Origin of the sequence: Streptococcus sp. CF4-3, from assembly GCF_024295385.1 — a bacterium.
GTDB lineage: Bacteria > Bacillota > Bacilli > Lactobacillales > Streptococcaceae > Streptococcus > Streptococcus infantis_I.
The window spans coordinates 132,750-148,088 of the sequence record NZ_JANCPN010000004.1; the positions used below are offsets into that span (position 1 = coordinate 132,750).

A 15,339-nucleotide genomic window follows, 5' to 3' on the forward strand; every position below is an offset into this window, starting at 1 on the left:
AAAACATGAAAAAAACACTTAGTATTTTACTTGTAACAGTAGCTACCTTATCTTTGGCAGCTTGTGGTAACGCATCTAAAGAAACAGCAACGGCACCGGCTACAACAGAAGCTAGTCAAAAAGCTAATACAGAAACCAGCTATCCTGTGACTATCAAAACTTATGATGCTAAAGGAAACGAAGTCGAACAAGTCTTTGAAAAGGCACCTGAAAAGGTCATCACCAATAACCTCTCAACAACTGAAATCCTACTTGAACTCGGTTTGCAAGATAAAATTGCTGGCATGCTCAATCCTGATAATGCTGTAACTGGTAAATACAAGGATGCTATTGAAGCCATCCCTCACATTGGTGATAAAAAATCTGTCTCACAAGAAACAGTTCTTTCTTATGAACCAGATGCCTTGATGGGACGTAACATGATGTTTTCTGAAAAGTCAATGGGAACCATTAGTGCTTGGAATGAAAACAAAATCCCTGTTTATACGCAAAAAGCTTCACTTTCAACTATCCAACAAGATTTAGGAAATATCGTAGAAGATGTGAAGAATCTTGGTACCATTTTCAATGTCCAAGACAAGGCGAATCAATACGCAGAACAATTACAAGCTAAAATCGATGTGGTTAAAAAAGCAAACCCAGAAACACAGGTTGAAAAGAAAAAAGCTCTGATTATGGTGGCCTACAATGACGAAACCTTTGGTGCCTACAAGTCAGCCCTTCAGGAAAGCTTGCTTAACCAACTTGGTTATACCAATGTTGCAACAGGAACTTCTGGATTGACCCTGGAAAATCTAGTATCTATGGATCCAGAGTTGATTATCTATGTAACCAGCGATCGTAATCAAAAGTTAGATGAAAAAGCAGTGGATTTGATGAAGGCAAATGCTGTTTTGGAAAATGTACCAGCAATCAAAAATAAAAAAATCATGACTATCTCTTACGATGAGTTGATGGATTACGGTCCTGCAGTGATTGATTCCCTTGAAAAAATCAATGACTTTATCAAGAAATAAGGAGTTTAACTGGGAAGGGATTCGAGTTAGGGTCAGTCTTCCTTCAAACTATGATCCCCAACAAGCCTACCCAATGATTCTTTTAAATGATGGACAATTGGACTATTTGTCAGATCTATCCCAATCAGTGATTTTGGTGGGTTTGATTCCAGAAAATCGTCTAGATGACTTTACACCTTGGCAGTCTGATGCTTTGAAAGAAGGGGCACCAGACTTTGGTGGGAAGGTAGACCAATACCATCAGAAGCTATTTCAAGGGATTCTAACAACTCTTCAAAAGGACTACTTGATTGATGAAAGTAGAATTGCTTATGGTGGCTATTCACTGGGTGGTCTTGCTGCCGTCTATAGTCTCTATAGTAGTTATCTTCCTGCGACCTGTATCTTTTCTATCTGTGGTTCCTTCTGGTATCCTGAATTTACAGAATATTGTGGGGAACATGACTTGATACAGAATCAAAGCCTGATTTATTTGCAAAATGGTCAGACAGAAGGTGCCAATCATTCCAATCGTCTGTCTCAGGCTCCTATTTATGCCAGAGATCTACATGATCTGATTTCAGAGAAAATCCCTTCGACTTATTGCACATTTGATGCTTATGGGCATCATGAAGCTCTTAAGGAACGTTACCACTATTTTTGTGATTGGCTGAGAGACGAATGGAAACTCAATTAATCCTATAACACTCCTTGTTCATCGTAACTAGGAGTGTTTCTTATGTATGCTTGGTTGTTAAAATGTTCATGGTATTATTCTTGACGGAAATCCATCCCCTGTAATAGACTAAATTATGGTATAATGAGTAGATAGATAGAATCGAGGAAATTATGTCATTTACACAATTTAAATTTAAAAAATATATAGAAAAAGCCTTGGAGGAGTTGAAATTTACGACTCCTACCGAGGTTCAGGAAAAGTTGATTCCTATTGTCCTGGCAGGTCGTGACTTGGTTGGTGAATCAAAAACAGGTTCAGGTAAGACTCATACTTTCTTGTTACCGATTTTCCAACAGTTGGATGAAGAGAGCGATAGCGTGCAGGCAGTTATCACAGCTCCAAGTCGTGAATTAGCGACTCAGATTTACCAAGCTGCTCGTCAGATCGCAGCTCATTCAGATGTTGAGATTCGTGTTGTGAACTATGTTGGTGGTACAGACAAGGCACGTCAGATTGACAAATTAGCAAGTAATCAACCACATATCGTTATCGGAACACCAGGTCGTATCTATGATTTGGTCAAGTCTGGTGACCTTGCTATTCACAAGGCTAAGACCTTTGTAGTCGATGAAGCTGACATGACCTTGGATATGGGATTCTTGGAAACAGTTGATAAGATTGCAGGAAGTCTTCCTAAGGACTTGCAGTTTATGGTCTTTTCAGCGACTATCCCACAAAAACTACAACCATTTTTGAAGAAATACTTGTCAAATCCTGTCATGGAGAAAATCAAGACTAAGACAGTTATCTCTGATACCATTGACAACTGGTTGATTTCGACCAAGGGTCGTGACAAGAATGCTCAGATTTATGAGTTGACTCAAGTCATGCAGCCGTATCTTGCCATGATTTTTGTCAATACAAAAACTCGTGCGGATGAATTGCACAGCTACCTAACAGCTCAAGGATTAAAGGTGGCTAAGATCCATGGAGACATTGCTCCTCGTGAACGCAAACGGATCATGAATCAGGTGAAGAACCTTGATTTTGAGTATATCGTAGCAACTGACCTAGCTGCGCGTGGGATTGACATCGAAGGTGTTAGCCACGTTATCAACGATGCTATTCCACAAGACTTGTCCTTCTTTGTTCACCGTGTTGGACGAACTGGACGTAATGGTCTACCAGGTACAGCCATCACCCTCTATCAACCAAGTGATGACTCTGATATTCGTGAGTTGGAGAAATTAGGAATTAAGTTTGTACCTAAGGTTGTTAAAGATGGAGAGTTCCAAGACACTTATGACCGTGACCGCCGTGCCAATCGTGAGAAAAAACAAGAAAAACTGGATATCGAAATGATTGGCTTGGTCAAAAAGAAAAAGAAAAAAGTCAAACCAGGCTATAAGAAGAAAATTCAGTGGGCGGTCGATGAAAAACGCCGGAAGACTAAGCGGGCAGAAAGTCGTGCCCGTGGACGTGCAGAGCGCAAAGCTAAACGTCAAACTTTTTAAAAATGAAACAGTAGAACCAGAAGGTTTTACTGTTTTTTTAGAATAATTTAGAAGTATTATATCAGCAGATGTGGAGGCTATGATGAATTCTTCAGTCTACTGAATGAAGTTATCCTAAAATGAAATAAACACACTGGGACGAGTATCTCAGTGTGTTTTTGTGGTAAAATATAATAGATTAATAAATGAAAAGTACATATTTTTAGAAATATCAATCAATAAGAAGAAAGGTTGCTTTATGGCGATAGATATTAGTGAAGAACAGTTGGCTATGGAGTCTGCTGACTTATTAAAAATTCTTTTAAAAGATCGAACGACAAAGAAAAATATTGTTTTATAAAGATGTTTTAAAACTATGGTGATTAAAAATGAGAAAAATAATTTTTATTGGACAAAGCGGTGATGAAGCCGTCTACTATAACACTAGAACAAAAGAGGCTCTGGTAGCCAAAAAGAGTGCCTTATTAAATACGGAAGGGGCTAGGAAGAGCAATAATGCTATTATTCCTTTGATGTTGGTTTTTATTTTCTTAGGTTTGATAGGGGGAATGGTAGCTATACCAGCTTTTTCCGGTTTTAGATACAGTAGCTGGATGGTTCCGCCTTATATCGCTGCCCAGTTCTTTATTTGCTTTGGCTTTATATGGATGATGGAAGAAGCCTTGTATAAAGAAGTGAAGCAGGTTCAGGGGGCAAGTTCTCAACAGTTTGCGAAAGCTGTTGATTCAAATCTGTTTTGGGAAAATTTTAGCAAGAAAAAAGCGACGTTTGGGAAAATGTTTATTTTTATGATTGTCATGTTATTAGTTTTTATGACTACTATAGTAATATTTGCTGCTGCTATCCCGGGCATTATTGACTCATTCAATAAGCAGGAACCATTTGATATACAAATCTTTTTCTCGCTTTTGGCAGCCCTGTTTCCTGCCTTGTTGTACCTTTTCTTATTCCAAAACAACCCCATCCGCTGGTTGTTAGCCGTGCGGAAGTATGAACAAGGGGAAGTGATATTTGCAGAAGACAAGGAGAAGAAATATGAGTGAGACACTATTACCATTGGGAACAGTGGTTAAACTAAAAGATCAAACAGAACTAATCATAGCAACACTGTCTTTAGCTATGAGTTTTACCTTGGTATCGGATTATTCTCCTTTACAACGCCAAAAAATTATCAAACAATTAGAAGAGGAGTATGCCTAATGTGTCAAAATTTACCATGCTATCTCAGGTTTAGGGAAAATATTAAGGTGTGTTGTTAGATGATTTTAAAAAAGAAAGATATACTTGTACAATTAGGACAGTATCAGAAAGGCCAAATACTCTTTTATAATAAAAAGACAAAATCCTTGTTAGCCATGGATGAAAAGGCCTCTTATCGCTCGATGAGCCAATTAACTCTTGCCAATAGTTACGTGATTGGATATGCTATTTTAGCATTTATCAGTGGACTTTTCACCCTACAAAATGTTTTTTTAAAATTGCTTCTATTGTTACTCTGTCAATGCGTCATGAGCTATTACGCTTACAAACTGCAAAACTTACAAATGAATGAAGCTACTTTTTACGCTGTTGATATTACTAAATTTGACACTCATGCTTTTACAAAGTGGTTTGCAAAAGCAAGGCAGTTGATATTCTGGTTGCTCCTAGGCGGAGGACTGTGTTATATCTTGTCTGCAATTGCTTTTTATCTCTGGGGAGATGTTAGAATACTAGCGATTTTTGCCTGCGCTTCCTTTGTTGAGACTATCATGATTTATAATGGTATGGCAGGAAATGTTTTACTGAAGGTTAACGATTTTTACACGAAAAAGAGAAACAACTAATAGAAAAATAAAATTTAATATAAAAAATCCCATCAGAAATATTTCTGGTGGGGTTTTTGGTGGGGAACCAATCAATTTTGAATGATTTTTAACCTTTTATAATAACAGAAATGCTGTTAAATCAAGGATTCTTAGCCTAAGTTACTCTTATATATTATTCCCACTCAACAGTTGCAGGTGGTTTACTTGTAATATCATAGACGATGCGGTTAACGTGGTCAACTTCGTTTACGATACGAACTGAGATTTTCTGGAGAACTTCCCAAGGAATCTTGGCGAAGTCAGCTGTCATACCATCGATCGAAGTGATAGCACGGATAGCGATGGTGTAGTCGTAAGTACGTCCATCTCCCATAACACCTACTGAACGAACGCCAGTGTTAACAGTGAAGTATTGCCAGATGTCGCGGTCAAGGCCAGCTTTAGCGATCTCTTCACGAAGGATAGCGTCTGATTCGCGAACAGTTTCTAGTTTTTCTTCAGTGATTTCTCCCATGACACGGATAGCAAGTCCTGGTCCTGGGAATGGTTGGCGCCACACGATGTGGTCTGGCATGCCAAGTTCAGTACCTAGTGCACGAACTTCGTCCTTGTAAAGAGTGTTGAGTGGCTCGATAAGTTCAAACTGCATGTCTTCTGGGAGTCCACCAACGTTGTGGTGAGACTTGATGGTTTGAGCAGTATCCGTACCAGACTCAATCACGTCAGTATAAAGAGTTCCTTGAGCAAGGAATTTCACATCTGTTAGTTTGCTTGCTTCATCGTCAAAGACATAGACAAATTCGTTACCGATAATCTTCCGTTTTTGTTCAGGGTCAGATACACCAGCCAATTTATCAAGGAAACGTTTGGCAGCATCTGCCTTAACGATGTTTAACCCAAACTTACCACCAAGCATATCCATAACTTGGTCAGCTTCACCTTTACGGAGAAGACCGTGGTCTACAAAGATACAGATCAATTGATCTCCGATGGCTTTTTGGAGAAGAACCCCAACAACAGAAGAGTCAACACCACCTGAGAGACCAAGGAGGACACGTTTGTCTCCAACTTTTTCACGGATTTGTTTGATTTGCATCTCGATAAAGTTATCCATTGTCCAGTCGCCTTTGGCACCACAGATATTCAAAGCAAAGTTACGCAAAATATCATAACCGTGAACTGAGTGGCGAACTTCTGGGTGGAATTGGATACCGTAAATTTTCTTATCAGGGTTTTCAATAGATGCATAAGGACAGTCTGCAGAAGTTCCAGTACGAACAAAGTCAGCAGGAATTTCTGTAACAGCATCACCGTGGCTCATCAAGACAAGTTGCTCATCTGGAGTACCCGCAAAAAGGGCTGATTCTGTGTGAGTCAATGTTGATTGACCGTATTCACGATTACCAGCATCGCCGGCAGGAACAACTTTTCCTCCAAGCTTGTGAGTCAATAGCTGCATACCATAACAGATTCCCAAAATCGGAATACCGAGTTCAAAAATCTCTGGATCAATATCAAACGATCCTTCTTCGTAAACAGAGTTTGGACCACCTGAAAGTACAATCCCGATAGGATTGATAGCACGGACTTCGTCAGCCGAAATCTTGTGACTTTTTAGTTCTGAAAAGACACCAATCTCACGAATACGACGTGAGATGAGTTGGTTGTACTGGCTACCATAGTCTAGTACGATGATCTTTTCGACATCTTGCAAATCAGTTGAAATGTTGCTCATCTTTTCCCTTTCTTCAAAGAAATATCTTCTTGAATATTCTATCATAAAAGGGTTAGAATTACCAACCAAACAAGTGCGGTTTGACTTTTCCCTATGAGTTACGGTACAATGGAAAAAATAAAGAAAAGAAGTGATCAAGCATGTTACCAGCTTATATGAAAATCCACGACCAAATCAAGAAAGATATTGATGAGGGAAGTTGGAAAATTGGGGAAAGACTTCCAAGTGAGCGAGATTTAGCAGAAGAATTTGCCGTTAGCCGCATGACCTTACGTCAAGCAATCTCTCTTTTGGTTGAAGAAGGGGTTTTGGAACGACGTGTAGGTAGTGGGACCTTTGTTTCAAGTACACGTGTTCAGGAAAGAATGCGTGGAACAACTAGTTTTACGGAGATTGTTAAAGCTCAAGGGAAAACTCCGTCTAGTCACTTGATTTCTTATCGTCGAACCATTCCAAATGAGCAAGAAGTGGTTAAACTAGGTTTACTGCCAACTGATAATATCATTCGTATGGAGCGTGTTCGTTATGCGGATAAGGTTCCTGTTGTCTATGAAGTGGCGTCGATTCCTGAGAAATTTATCAAAAATTTCAAAAAAGAGGAAGTAACCAGGCACTTCTTTCAAACCTTGCAAGAGCATGGTTATCGAATTGGTAAATCTCACCAGACCATATACGCACGTTTAGCCAAAGAAAAGATAGCTCATTACTTAGAAGTTGAAAAAGGGCATGCTATTTTAGGTTTGACTCAGGTTTCTTACTTTGATGACGGAACGGCTTTTGAGTATGTAAAGAGTCAATACGTCGGAGAACGGTTTGAGTTTTATCTAGAAAATAATTAGTTTATAACATCACTCTTAGAGTAGAAACTCATCTACTTTAAGAGTTTTTATTTGGTTATGATTAGAAAACATTTTCCTAGTAAGAAAAATAGTAATCATACGAGTATTTTTCAAAGATTCGTGTTATAATAGTTAGGTTATATGGTCCCGATAAGGTGGTGGGATTGATTGTAAATACTCTTCCTACCAGTTCTTTGTAACTCTATAACGAATATTTTTTAAGGGGGGACATTTTTATGTCAGAACGTAAATTATTCACGTCTGAATCTGTATCTGAGGGGCATCCAGATAAGATTGCAGACCAAATTTCAGATGCTATTTTGGATGCTATTTTAGAGCAAGATCCAGAGGCGCACGTGGCTGCTGAAACAGCTGTTTATACTGGTTCAGTACATGTTTTCGGTGAAATTTCAACCAATGCTTATGTCGATATTAACCGAGTGGTTCGTGATACTATTGCAGAAATCGGTTATACCAATACAGAGTACGGTTTCTCAGCGGAGACGGTAGGAGTTCACCCATCCTTGGTAGAACAATCACCAGATATCGCTCAAGGGGTTAATGAAGCCTTGGAAGTTCGTGGGAATGCGGATAAAGATCCACTTGATTTGATTGGAGCTGGAGACCAAGGTCTCATGTTTGGTTTTGCAGTTGATGAAACTGAAGAACTCATGCCATTGCCAATCTCACTCAGCCACAAGTTGGTTCGTCGTTTGGCAGAGCTACGTAAGTCTGGTGAAATTAGTTACCTTCGTCCAGACGCCAAATCTCAAGTTACGGTTGAGTATGATGAAAATGACCAACCAGTGCGTGTGGACACTGTCGTTATTTCAACCCAACACGATCCAGAAGTCAGCAATGAACAAATCCATAAGGATGTAATCAACAAGGTCATCAAGGAAGTGATTCCAGCTTCGTACCTTGACGATGAGACTAAATTCTTCATCAATCCAACTGGTCGTTTTGTTATCGGAGGACCTCAAGGGGACTCAGGTTTGACGGGTCGTAAGATCATCGTGGATACCTATGGTGGTTATTCACGTCACGGTGGTGGTGCCTTCTCTGGTAAGGATGCGACTAAGGTTGACCGTTCAGCTTCTTATGCAGCTCGCTACATTGCTAAAAATATTGTTGCTGCAGGTCTTGCTAAGAAAGCAGAAGTGCAATTGGCTTACGCGATTGGGGTAGCTCAACCTGTATCTGTCCGTATCGATACTTTCGGTACAGGAACAGTAGCTGAAAGTAAACTTGAAAAAGCAGCGCGTCAAATCTTTGACCTTCGTCCTGCAGGAATCATCCAAATGCTTGACCTCAAACGTCCAATCTACCGTCAAACAGCGGCTTATGGACATATGGGACGTACAGATATTGATCTTCCATGGGAACGCTTGGATAAAGTAGAAGCCTTGAAAGAAGCCGTTAAGTAAACATAAAAAAGATTGGTCCTTAGACCAATCTTTTTTATGTTTAAAATTAGTTATCCAGGATTTTTACAAAAGCCCAGTTTCCAATAGATTTTGTTCCGTATTCTAACATCATCGAATCTAGTAATTCATACTTGTTTTTTTCATAGAAGCAAACATTTTTTTCAGTACTAGTAATCAAGCCCAAGCGTTTGCAGCCTTTGGATTTAAGATAAGGTTCAACACCTTCTTGTAGAAAAGCACTCCCGATTCCTTGGTTTTGACTAGAAGCGTTGACTCCCAACATCATCAAATACCAGTCAAAATTTCCTGATCTTTTCAAATGCTGTTCGGAACGTTCCACCAAATCAAGATATTTCAAGAGATTGCGAGGAGTAATAAAGCGGAAAAGCTTGACCATACCATTCAGCAAATAAGATAGAATGGAAAAATCCTTTTGTTGCAGGAGGGCAACGGCCATGATTTCCCCGTCTCGTTCAGCGACTATACAGGTCTCTCCTTTGATATAGAGTTTGGTCAGAAGGCTATCCAATAATTCTAAGAATGCTGGGTAATATTCTGTTTTTTTTAAATCGTCTTTGATAAGAGTCATGAAAGGGTAGTCCATGAAGGCACCAGCCAACACTTTTCCAATTTTTTGATATTCATCTAGCCTGGCTTCTCTGTATACTATTTCTTTCATATCAAACTCCTTCATTAAAATCTCTCTATCTATTATAACGAAATTTCTCACATTTTTCGATTGAAATGTGAATTTTTCACAAAAAAGCTTTATTCACAATAATTTATTTAAAGATATAAACAAGAAAAGGTATTAAAAAACCCCGCAGTTTTAACTGTAGGGTAGATTAATTCTATTTTGTAGGGATTGAAATCTCAATCAATTTATCAGAATAGAGGGTTTTAATATTTGCCTTATCAATAGCCTGTTGATTAATTTTACGACTGAGGAAAAATTCTTTGATTATTTCCATTTCTTTTTCCCGGATTGCACGATGTTTATTGGAAATGAGGATTTCGTAATGAAGTGGAGCCTGAGTAAAAATAACATCTGTATTTCCCGCAGAATAAACCTCTACAAGCGTTGCGTCTGTGCTTTCTAGCTGACTTTTAACAAGTTGCGAGTGTGAATTTGTAGTATTGATAAGCTTCATAGGGTTTCCTCCTGTATATCTATGTCTATTATAGCACTTTTTGGGAAATTTGGTAAAGATAGTTTAAATTTGATGTTGTTTTTTCCAAGCTTCGATCGCCCATTTGTGACTTCCACGTTTTAAGTTAGTAATAGCTTCATCGATTGGGAACCAAGCTAAGTGATTGAAGTCCTCGAGAGGTTTTTGGATTTCTTGGTAAGAAGTAGCTTCGTAGAGATAGGCTGGATTGTAGTAATAGGTGTCACGATGTCTAGAGTAAAAGTATTCATCAGCTTGCCCGTAGTAGGTGCCGATTTCAGCTGTAAATCCTAATTCTTCAATCAATTCTCGTTTGAGAGCTTCAAGGTGATTTTCACCTTCTTCAATTTCGCCCCCTGGTAAGAACCATGCACCATTTGGAGCTTGTACGAGGATAATCTTTTCATGGTTTGCATCAGGTATGACTGCATAAACGCCATATCTATTTTTGTAGGTTACTCCCTCTTTTTTTTCTCCAAATGTTGGATTTGTCATAAAGTTCTCCTTCGTGAGTGCGCTTTCTTTCTATAATAGTAAAGAATGCTCTCACTGTCAAGTAAGAACATTCTTTTGTATGTGAGGAACTAGTCGTTTGACTCGACTGTTTCCGTTTTATTTTTGGACTTAATCACGATTTTACCTTTACTTGTCATGACTGCCTTGAGGTCTTTTTCACTCGGATTTTCAAGATAGTAGTCTGTAATGGCATCTTCGATATAGTCTTGGATGGTACGACGGAGTGGACGAGCTCCCATTTTTGGATCGTAACCAAGGTCTACAAGTTTTTCTTTAACCTTTTCTGTTACATCTAAATGGATGTTATTACTTGAGAGACGTTTATTCACATCTTCCAACATAAGGTCAACGATTTGTAGGAGATTTTCCTTGCTGAGAGCCTTAAATTCAATAATACCATCAAAGCGGTTCATGAATTCTGGACTAAAGAAGTTGCCTAATTCTCCAAGGACAGAGTTGGTACGACCTTCTCTAGCTGCACCAAATCCAACGCTTGCTTCAGCTTTTCCTGTACCTGCATTTGAGGTCATGATAATGATGGCATCCTTAAAGCTAACAGTGCGTCCTTGACCGTCCGTTAAGCGGCCATCATCCAATACTTGAAGGAACATATGCATAACATCTGGATGGGCTTTTTCAACCTCGTCAAGGAGGATAAGTGAGTAAGGGTTGCGACGCACTTTCTCTGTCAACTGACCTGCTTCATCATAACCAACGTATCCTGGAGGGGCACCGACGAGTTTGGCAACGCTATGTTTTTCCATGTATTCGCTCATATCAAAGCGAATCATGCTATCAGCAGAACCAAAAAGCTCAATAGCTAGTTGTTTAGAAAGTTCTGTCTTACCGACACCAGTAGGACCAACAAAGAGGAAGCTACCAATTGGACGGTTAGGAGTTCCAAGCCCAACACGGTTACGGCGGATAGCCTTAGCAATCTTATCAACTGCATCATCTTGACCAATGACATGAGCCTTGAGGTCGTCTGCTAGGTTGATGAGTTGAGACTGTTCTTTTTCTTTTAAATCACCAACCGGAATATTGGTCTTTTGTTCAATAATGTGTTCAATCGTCTTTTCGCTGATGATTGGAGTATCCTGATCCGTTACTTTTGTTTTTTGCATTTCTTTATATTTAGCAATCTGGTCACGGAAGTAGGCTGCTTTCTCAAAATCTTCATCTCGAGTTGCTTGGGCCTTGAGATTTTCTGCCTCGATTAAGCGTTGGTCGATGACCTTAGGATCCACAAAATTCAAAGTTAAGTTCATTTTAGAACCAGCCTCATCTAGGAGGTCAATAGCCTTGTCCGGCAAGAAACGATCTTGGATGTAGCGGTTAGAAAGAGTAGCAGCAGCTTCGATAGCAGCATCTGTATAATGAACGTGGTGGTAATCTTCGTATTTCTTTTGGATACCTTTGAGAATAATAATAGTCTCTTCCACAGTTGGTTCATCAACTTTGACAGGTTGCATACGACGTTCAAGGGCAGCATCTTTTTCGATGATGCGATATTCATTGAGGGTAGTAGCACCAACTAGTTGGAGTTCGCCACGAGCAAGAGCTGGTTTTAGGATATTTCCTGCATCCATATTGCCGTCTCCGGCAGAACCAGCACCGACAATCTCGTGAATTTCATCGATAAAGAGGATGACATCTTTGCGCTCACGAATTTCTTCCATGAGTTTTTGCATACGTTCTTCAAACTGGCCTCGGATACCTGTACCTTGGACAAGGCTGACAACATCTAGGCGAATGACTTCTTTCCCTTGAAGTTTATGGGGAACATCACCATCAACAATTTTCTGAGCTAAGCCCTCGACAACGGCTGTCTTACCAACACCAGGCTCACCGATAAGGACAGGGTTGTTTTTGGTTCTACGGTTGAGAATTTCAATAACGCGGATGATTTCTTCGTCACGACCAATCACAGGGTCGATATTTCCACGACGGGCAATCTCAGTAACATTGATACCATATTCATCCAAGAGTCCTTTTTCCTGACTAGGAGGAGGAGTTTGAGCCGGTCCACGATTTTGGGAACCATAGCCACCATTACCGCCGTATCCACCACCTGACTGGGTAGGAGGAGTATTGCTATTAGAAGAAGGTCTAAAGTTGTTCAGGTCGTTAAAGAAATCTCCAAATGGATCGAAATCACGATTGTTTAAATCTGTAATTCCTTTAAATAAGCTATTGTTAGGATCTGTTTTGATAATTTTGTAGCAATTTTGGCAAAGATCGATTTGCTTTTGTTGCCCATTCAGATTAGTGTAAAGATGGATTGTTGAGTCATTGATTTTACAATTTTGACAGAGCATACCTCTACCTCGTTTCTTTCTTGGCTTTGACTAAAACCGAAAGGTCAAAAATAGTCAAAGTTCTTTAGTCTCATTATATCATGATTGAAGGGGAAAGCAAGTAAAAAGATTGAGTATTAAAGTTGATGTTGCGAGTCTATTATAGTCAAACCTTTAAGGGTAAAAAGAAAAATCCTATTTGTCGTACAAAAAGGATTTTCTTGGTCAAAGCAGAAGTATTCTCTGCCTTTATTTAACGATTAGTATAAAAGTTCGTAAATTTCCATCGCAATAAGGTCGATGCTATCAAATGTATAAGTCTCACGAGCTTCAACGTCACGAAGTGTGAAAAGTGGTCCGTTTTCTTCGTCGTGGTTAAAAGCAACCTCTGCGACAACAACTCCTTCGCGTTCAAAGTTACGTTTCAAGTTACCACCATCTTTTGTCATTGCTTCTAAGCGATTGATGATTCTAACCAAATGTGATTCCATTTTGATTCTCCTCCATTTCTTATCTTTACTATTTTACCATAAACAGACTCTACTTGACTAGAAAAAACTAAGATTTCTCGCTATTTCTCTTACCTTTGAAAATTTATTGAAAATCTTAGGAGAAAATGTTGAATTTTTATGCAATATATGTTATCCTTATACAAGTTTTAAGTTTAAATATTAAAAACAGAAAGTAGAGTATCCATGAATTTTTCTTTTTTACCGAAATATCTACCATATTTTAACTATGGAGCCGTTGTAACAATTATCATATCTATCTTGGTAGTCTTCTTGGGGACCATTCTAGGAGTGCTGCTGGCCTTTGCACAACGTTCAAAGATTAAACCACTTGCCTGGTTTGCTAATCTATATATCTGGGTCTTCCGTGGGACTCCGATGATGGTGCAGATTATGATTGCATTTGCCTTGATGCATATTAGTGCTCCGACTATTCAAATTGGGATCTTAGATGTTGATCTGACTCGCTTGATTCCGGGGATTTTGATTATCTCTATGAATAGTGGTGCCTATGTATCAGAAACAGTTCGTGCTGGGATTAATGCAGTGCCAAAGGGACAATTAGAAGCAGCTTATTCACTAGGTATTCGTCCTAAGAATGCCATGCGTTATGTCATTTTGCCCCAGGCTATCAAAAATATCTTACCTTCTCTAGGAAATGAGTTTATCACTATTATCAAGGATAGCTCGCTCTTGTCAGCTATCGGGGTTATGGAGTTGTGGAATGGAGCTACTACAGTATCAACAACTACTTACCTACCTTTAACACCGCTCTTATTTGCAGCCTTTTACTACTTGATTATGACCTCTATCTTGACACTGGCCTTGAAAGCTTTTGAAAATCGTATGGGACAAGGAGATAAGAAATAATGACTGAAACACTTATAAAAATTGAAAACCTTCATAAAAACTTTGGGAAAAATGAAGTTTTAAAAGGAATTGATCTTGAAATCAAAAAAGGACAAGTAGTGGTGATTATCGGACCTTCTGGTAGCGGTAAGTCAACCCTCCTTCGTTCGATGAATCTCCTCGAAGAAGCTACTAAAGGAAAAGTTATATTTGAAGGTGTTGACATTACCGATAAGAAAAATGACCTCTTTGCCATGCGCGAAAAGATGGGAATGGTTTTCCAACAATTCAATCTCTTCCCAAATATGACGGTAATGGGAAATATTACACTCTCTCCTATTAAGACTAAAGGGGAAAGTAAGGCAGTTGCTGAAAAGAGAGCCCATGAGCTTTTGGCAAAGGTTGGGTTACCAGATAAGGCAGATGCTTATCCACAAAGTCTGTCTGGTGGGCAACAACAACGTATCGCTATCGCCCGTGGTCTTGCTATGGAACCAGATGTCCTACTCTTTGATGAACCAACTTCTGCTCTAGACCCAGAAATGGTAGGAGAAGTACTAGCAGTTATGCAAGAACTTGCTCAGTCAGGAATGACCATGGTTATCGTAACGCATGAAATGGGCTTTGCTCGTGAGGTGGCGGATCGTGTCATCTTTATGGCTGACGGTGTCGTTGTCGAAGACGGAACTCCAGAGCAAGTTTTTGAACAAACCCAAGAACAAAGAACCAAGGATTTCTTGAGTAAGGTTTTGTAAGAGTCGTAAAATTATATCCATTTCGACTTTTTTAGGTGGATAGTTCGACAAGTTAGAGCAAAACTTCATTACTTAGTTTAGATTAAAGTTATAAATAAAAAGTAGGCATCAGCAAATGCTGATGCCTACTTTTTGTAGTTAAAATAAGAAGGTAATGCTTGTAAGTATACCTAATACTGCGAAAATAATTTTCCAAACTTGTTGGTTCTTTTTGAAAAGCTTATCAGAGTATAATGCTAGTATAAGA

The 15,339-nt window shown here is 39.1% G+C and carries 16 protein-coding genes; 10 read left to right on the plus strand and 6 right to left on the minus strand.

Features of this window, described 5'->3' with window-relative positions; translation table 11 throughout:
- Positions 1-5 precede the first annotated feature (5 nt).
- The 6 genes from NML75_RS05090 (at position 6) to NML75_RS05115 (ending at position 5,014) form a co-directional block, all read left to right on the plus strand.
- Positions 6-1,016 (plus strand): ABC transporter substrate-binding protein, encoded by a 1,011-nt coding sequence (locus NML75_RS05090; protein ID WP_254804221.1) that lies wholly within the window; start codon positions 6-8, stop codon positions 1,014-1,016.
- Complete coding sequence (locus tag NML75_RS05095; protein ID WP_254804222.1) at positions 997-1,692, plus strand: alpha/beta hydrolase-fold protein; 696 nt, start codon at positions 997-999, stop codon at positions 1,690-1,692. Before NML75_RS05090 ends, NML75_RS05095 begins: the two co-directional genes overlap by 20 nt.
- A 152-nt stretch (positions 1,693-1,844) precedes the next feature.
- Entirely contained in the window at positions 1,845-3,188 is a 1,344-nt protein-coding gene (locus NML75_RS05100; RefSeq protein ID WP_247922171.1) for a DEAD/DEAH box helicase, read from the plus strand.
- A 368-nt stretch (positions 3,189-3,556) separates the two neighbouring features.
- Entirely contained in the window at positions 3,557-4,231 is a 675-nt protein-coding gene (locus NML75_RS05105; RefSeq protein WP_075567900.1) for a hypothetical protein, read from the plus strand.
- Entirely contained in the window at positions 4,224-4,388 is a 165-nt protein-coding gene (locus NML75_RS05110; protein ID WP_142321363.1) for a DUF4176 domain-containing protein, read from the plus strand. Before NML75_RS05105 ends, NML75_RS05110 begins: the two co-directional genes overlap by 8 nt.
- A gap of 59 nt (positions 4,389-4,447) precedes the next feature.
- Complete coding sequence (locus tag NML75_RS05115) at positions 4,448-5,014, plus strand: hypothetical protein (RefSeq protein ID WP_075567899.1); 567 nt, start codon at positions 4,448-4,450, stop codon at positions 5,012-5,014.
- A gap of 154 nt (positions 5,015-5,168) precedes the next feature.
- Here the strand turns inward: NML75_RS05115 and guaA are convergent, their stop codons facing one another.
- The gene (gene guaA, locus NML75_RS05120) at positions 5,169-6,731 is read right to left on the minus strand and encodes a glutamine-hydrolyzing GMP synthase (RefSeq protein ID WP_004253965.1); all 1,563 of its coding nucleotides are present in this window, start codon (positions 6,729-6,731) and stop codon (positions 5,169-5,171) included.
- Positions 6,732-6,871: 140 nt separating this feature from the next.
- Between guaA and NML75_RS05125 the strand changes: the two genes are divergently transcribed.
- Both NML75_RS05125 and metK read left to right on the plus strand, forming a co-directional pair.
- Positions 6,872-7,570 carry a GntR family transcriptional regulator gene (locus NML75_RS05125; RefSeq protein ID WP_004253969.1) on the plus strand — a complete coding sequence of 233 codons (699 nt, stop codon included), beginning with the start codon at positions 6,872-6,874 and terminating at the stop codon, positions 7,568-7,570.
- A gap of 236 nt (positions 7,571-7,806) precedes the next feature.
- Positions 7,807-8,997: a methionine adenosyltransferase gene (gene metK, locus NML75_RS05130; protein ID WP_004253971.1), complete on the plus strand. Its 1,191-nt coding sequence runs from the start codon at positions 7,807-7,809 to the stop codon at positions 8,995-8,997.
- A 46-nt stretch (positions 8,998-9,043) separates the two neighbouring features.
- Here the strand turns inward: metK and NML75_RS05135 are convergent, their stop codons facing one another.
- The 5 genes from NML75_RS05135 to NML75_RS05155 form a co-directional block, all read right to left on the minus strand.
- Entirely contained in the window at positions 9,044-9,676 is a 633-nt protein-coding gene (locus NML75_RS05135; protein ID WP_004253818.1) for a GNAT family N-acetyltransferase, read from the minus strand.
- Between the two features lie 172 nt (positions 9,677-9,848).
- Positions 9,849-10,148, minus strand: coding sequence for a DUF1827 family protein (locus NML75_RS05140; protein WP_004253819.1), 300 nt, complete (start codon positions 10,146-10,148; stop codon positions 9,849-9,851).
- A 63-nt stretch (positions 10,149-10,211) separates the two neighbouring features.
- On the minus strand, positions 10,212-10,661 hold the full coding sequence (locus NML75_RS05145; protein WP_004253820.1) for an NUDIX hydrolase: 450 nt from the start codon (positions 10,659-10,661) through the stop codon (positions 10,212-10,214).
- 89 nt (positions 10,662-10,750) lie between these two features.
- A complete protein-coding gene (locus NML75_RS05150) occupies positions 10,751-13,000 on the minus strand; it encodes an ATP-dependent Clp protease ATP-binding subunit (protein ID WP_254804223.1) in 2,250 nt (749 codons plus the stop codon).
- 239 nt (positions 13,001-13,239) lie between these two features.
- Positions 13,240-13,470, minus strand: coding sequence for a DUF1797 family protein (locus NML75_RS05155; RefSeq protein WP_004253825.1), 231 nt, complete (start codon positions 13,468-13,470; stop codon positions 13,240-13,242).
- A gap of 204 nt (positions 13,471-13,674) precedes the next feature.
- On the opposite strand from NML75_RS05155, the gene NML75_RS05160 reads away from it, so the two are divergent.
- Together NML75_RS05160 and NML75_RS05165 are read left to right on the plus strand one after the other, a co-directional pair.
- Positions 13,675-14,358 (plus strand): amino acid ABC transporter permease, encoded by a 684-nt coding sequence (locus tag NML75_RS05160; protein WP_004253828.1) that lies wholly within the window; start codon positions 13,675-13,677, stop codon positions 14,356-14,358.
- Entirely contained in the window at positions 14,358-15,092 is a 735-nt protein-coding gene (locus NML75_RS05165) for an amino acid ABC transporter ATP-binding protein (RefSeq protein ID WP_004253831.1), read from the plus strand. The genes NML75_RS05160 and NML75_RS05165 overlap by 1 nt, the downstream gene beginning before the upstream one ends.
- Positions 15,093-15,339: the final 247 nt, after the last annotated feature.

What these genes read in the sequence shown, in the direction of transcription:
- NML75_RS05155 (WP_004253825.1), bottom strand. Translation starts at nt 13,470, where the DNA reads ATGGAATCACATTTGGTTAGAATCATCAATCGCTTAGAAGCAATGACA.
- metK (WP_004253971.1), top strand. Translation starts at nt 7,807, where the DNA reads ATGTCAGAACGTAAATTATTCACGTCTGAATCTGTATCTGAGGGGCAT.
- NML75_RS05115 (WP_075567899.1), top strand. Translation starts at nt 4,448, where the DNA reads ATGATTTTAAAAAAGAAAGATATACTTGTACAATTAGGACAGTATCAG.
- NML75_RS05095 (WP_254804222.1), top strand. Translation starts at nt 997, where the DNA reads ATGACTTTATCAAGAAATAAGGAGTTTAACTGGGAAGGGATTCGAGTT.
- NML75_RS05135 (WP_004253818.1), bottom strand. Translation starts at nt 9,676, where the DNA reads ATGAAAGAAATAGTATACAGAGAAGCCAGGCTAGATGAATATCAAAAA.
- guaA (WP_004253965.1), bottom strand. Translation starts at nt 6,731, where the DNA reads ATGAGCAACATTTCAACTGATTTGCAAGATGTCGAAAAGATCATCGTA.
- NML75_RS05105 (WP_075567900.1), top strand. Translation starts at nt 3,557, where the DNA reads ATGAGAAAAATAATTTTTATTGGACAAAGCGGTGATGAAGCCGTCTAC.
- NML75_RS05150 (WP_254804223.1), bottom strand. Translation starts at nt 13,000, where the DNA reads ATGCTCTGTCAAAATTGTAAAATCAATGACTCAACAATCCATCTTTAC.
- NML75_RS05140 (WP_004253819.1), bottom strand. Translation starts at nt 10,148, where the DNA reads ATGAAGCTTATCAATACTACAAATTCACACTCGCAACTTGTTAAAAGT.
- NML75_RS05145 (WP_004253820.1), bottom strand. Translation starts at nt 10,661, where the DNA reads ATGACAAATCCAACATTTGGAGAAAAAAAAGAGGGAGTAACCTACAAA.
- NML75_RS05160 (WP_004253828.1), top strand. Translation starts at nt 13,675, where the DNA reads ATGAATTTTTCTTTTTTACCGAAATATCTACCATATTTTAACTATGGA.
- NML75_RS05110 (WP_142321363.1), top strand. Translation starts at nt 4,224, where the DNA reads ATGAGTGAGACACTATTACCATTGGGAACAGTGGTTAAACTAAAAGAT.
- NML75_RS05125 (WP_004253969.1), top strand. Translation starts at nt 6,872, where the DNA reads ATGTTACCAGCTTATATGAAAATCCACGACCAAATCAAGAAAGATATT.
- NML75_RS05090 (WP_254804221.1), top strand. Translation starts at nt 6, where the DNA reads ATGAAAAAAACACTTAGTATTTTACTTGTAACAGTAGCTACCTTATCT.
- NML75_RS05100 (WP_247922171.1), top strand. Translation starts at nt 1,845, where the DNA reads ATGTCATTTACACAATTTAAATTTAAAAAATATATAGAAAAAGCCTTG.
- NML75_RS05165 (WP_004253831.1), top strand. Translation starts at nt 14,358, where the DNA reads ATGACTGAAACACTTATAAAAATTGAAAACCTTCATAAAAACTTTGGG.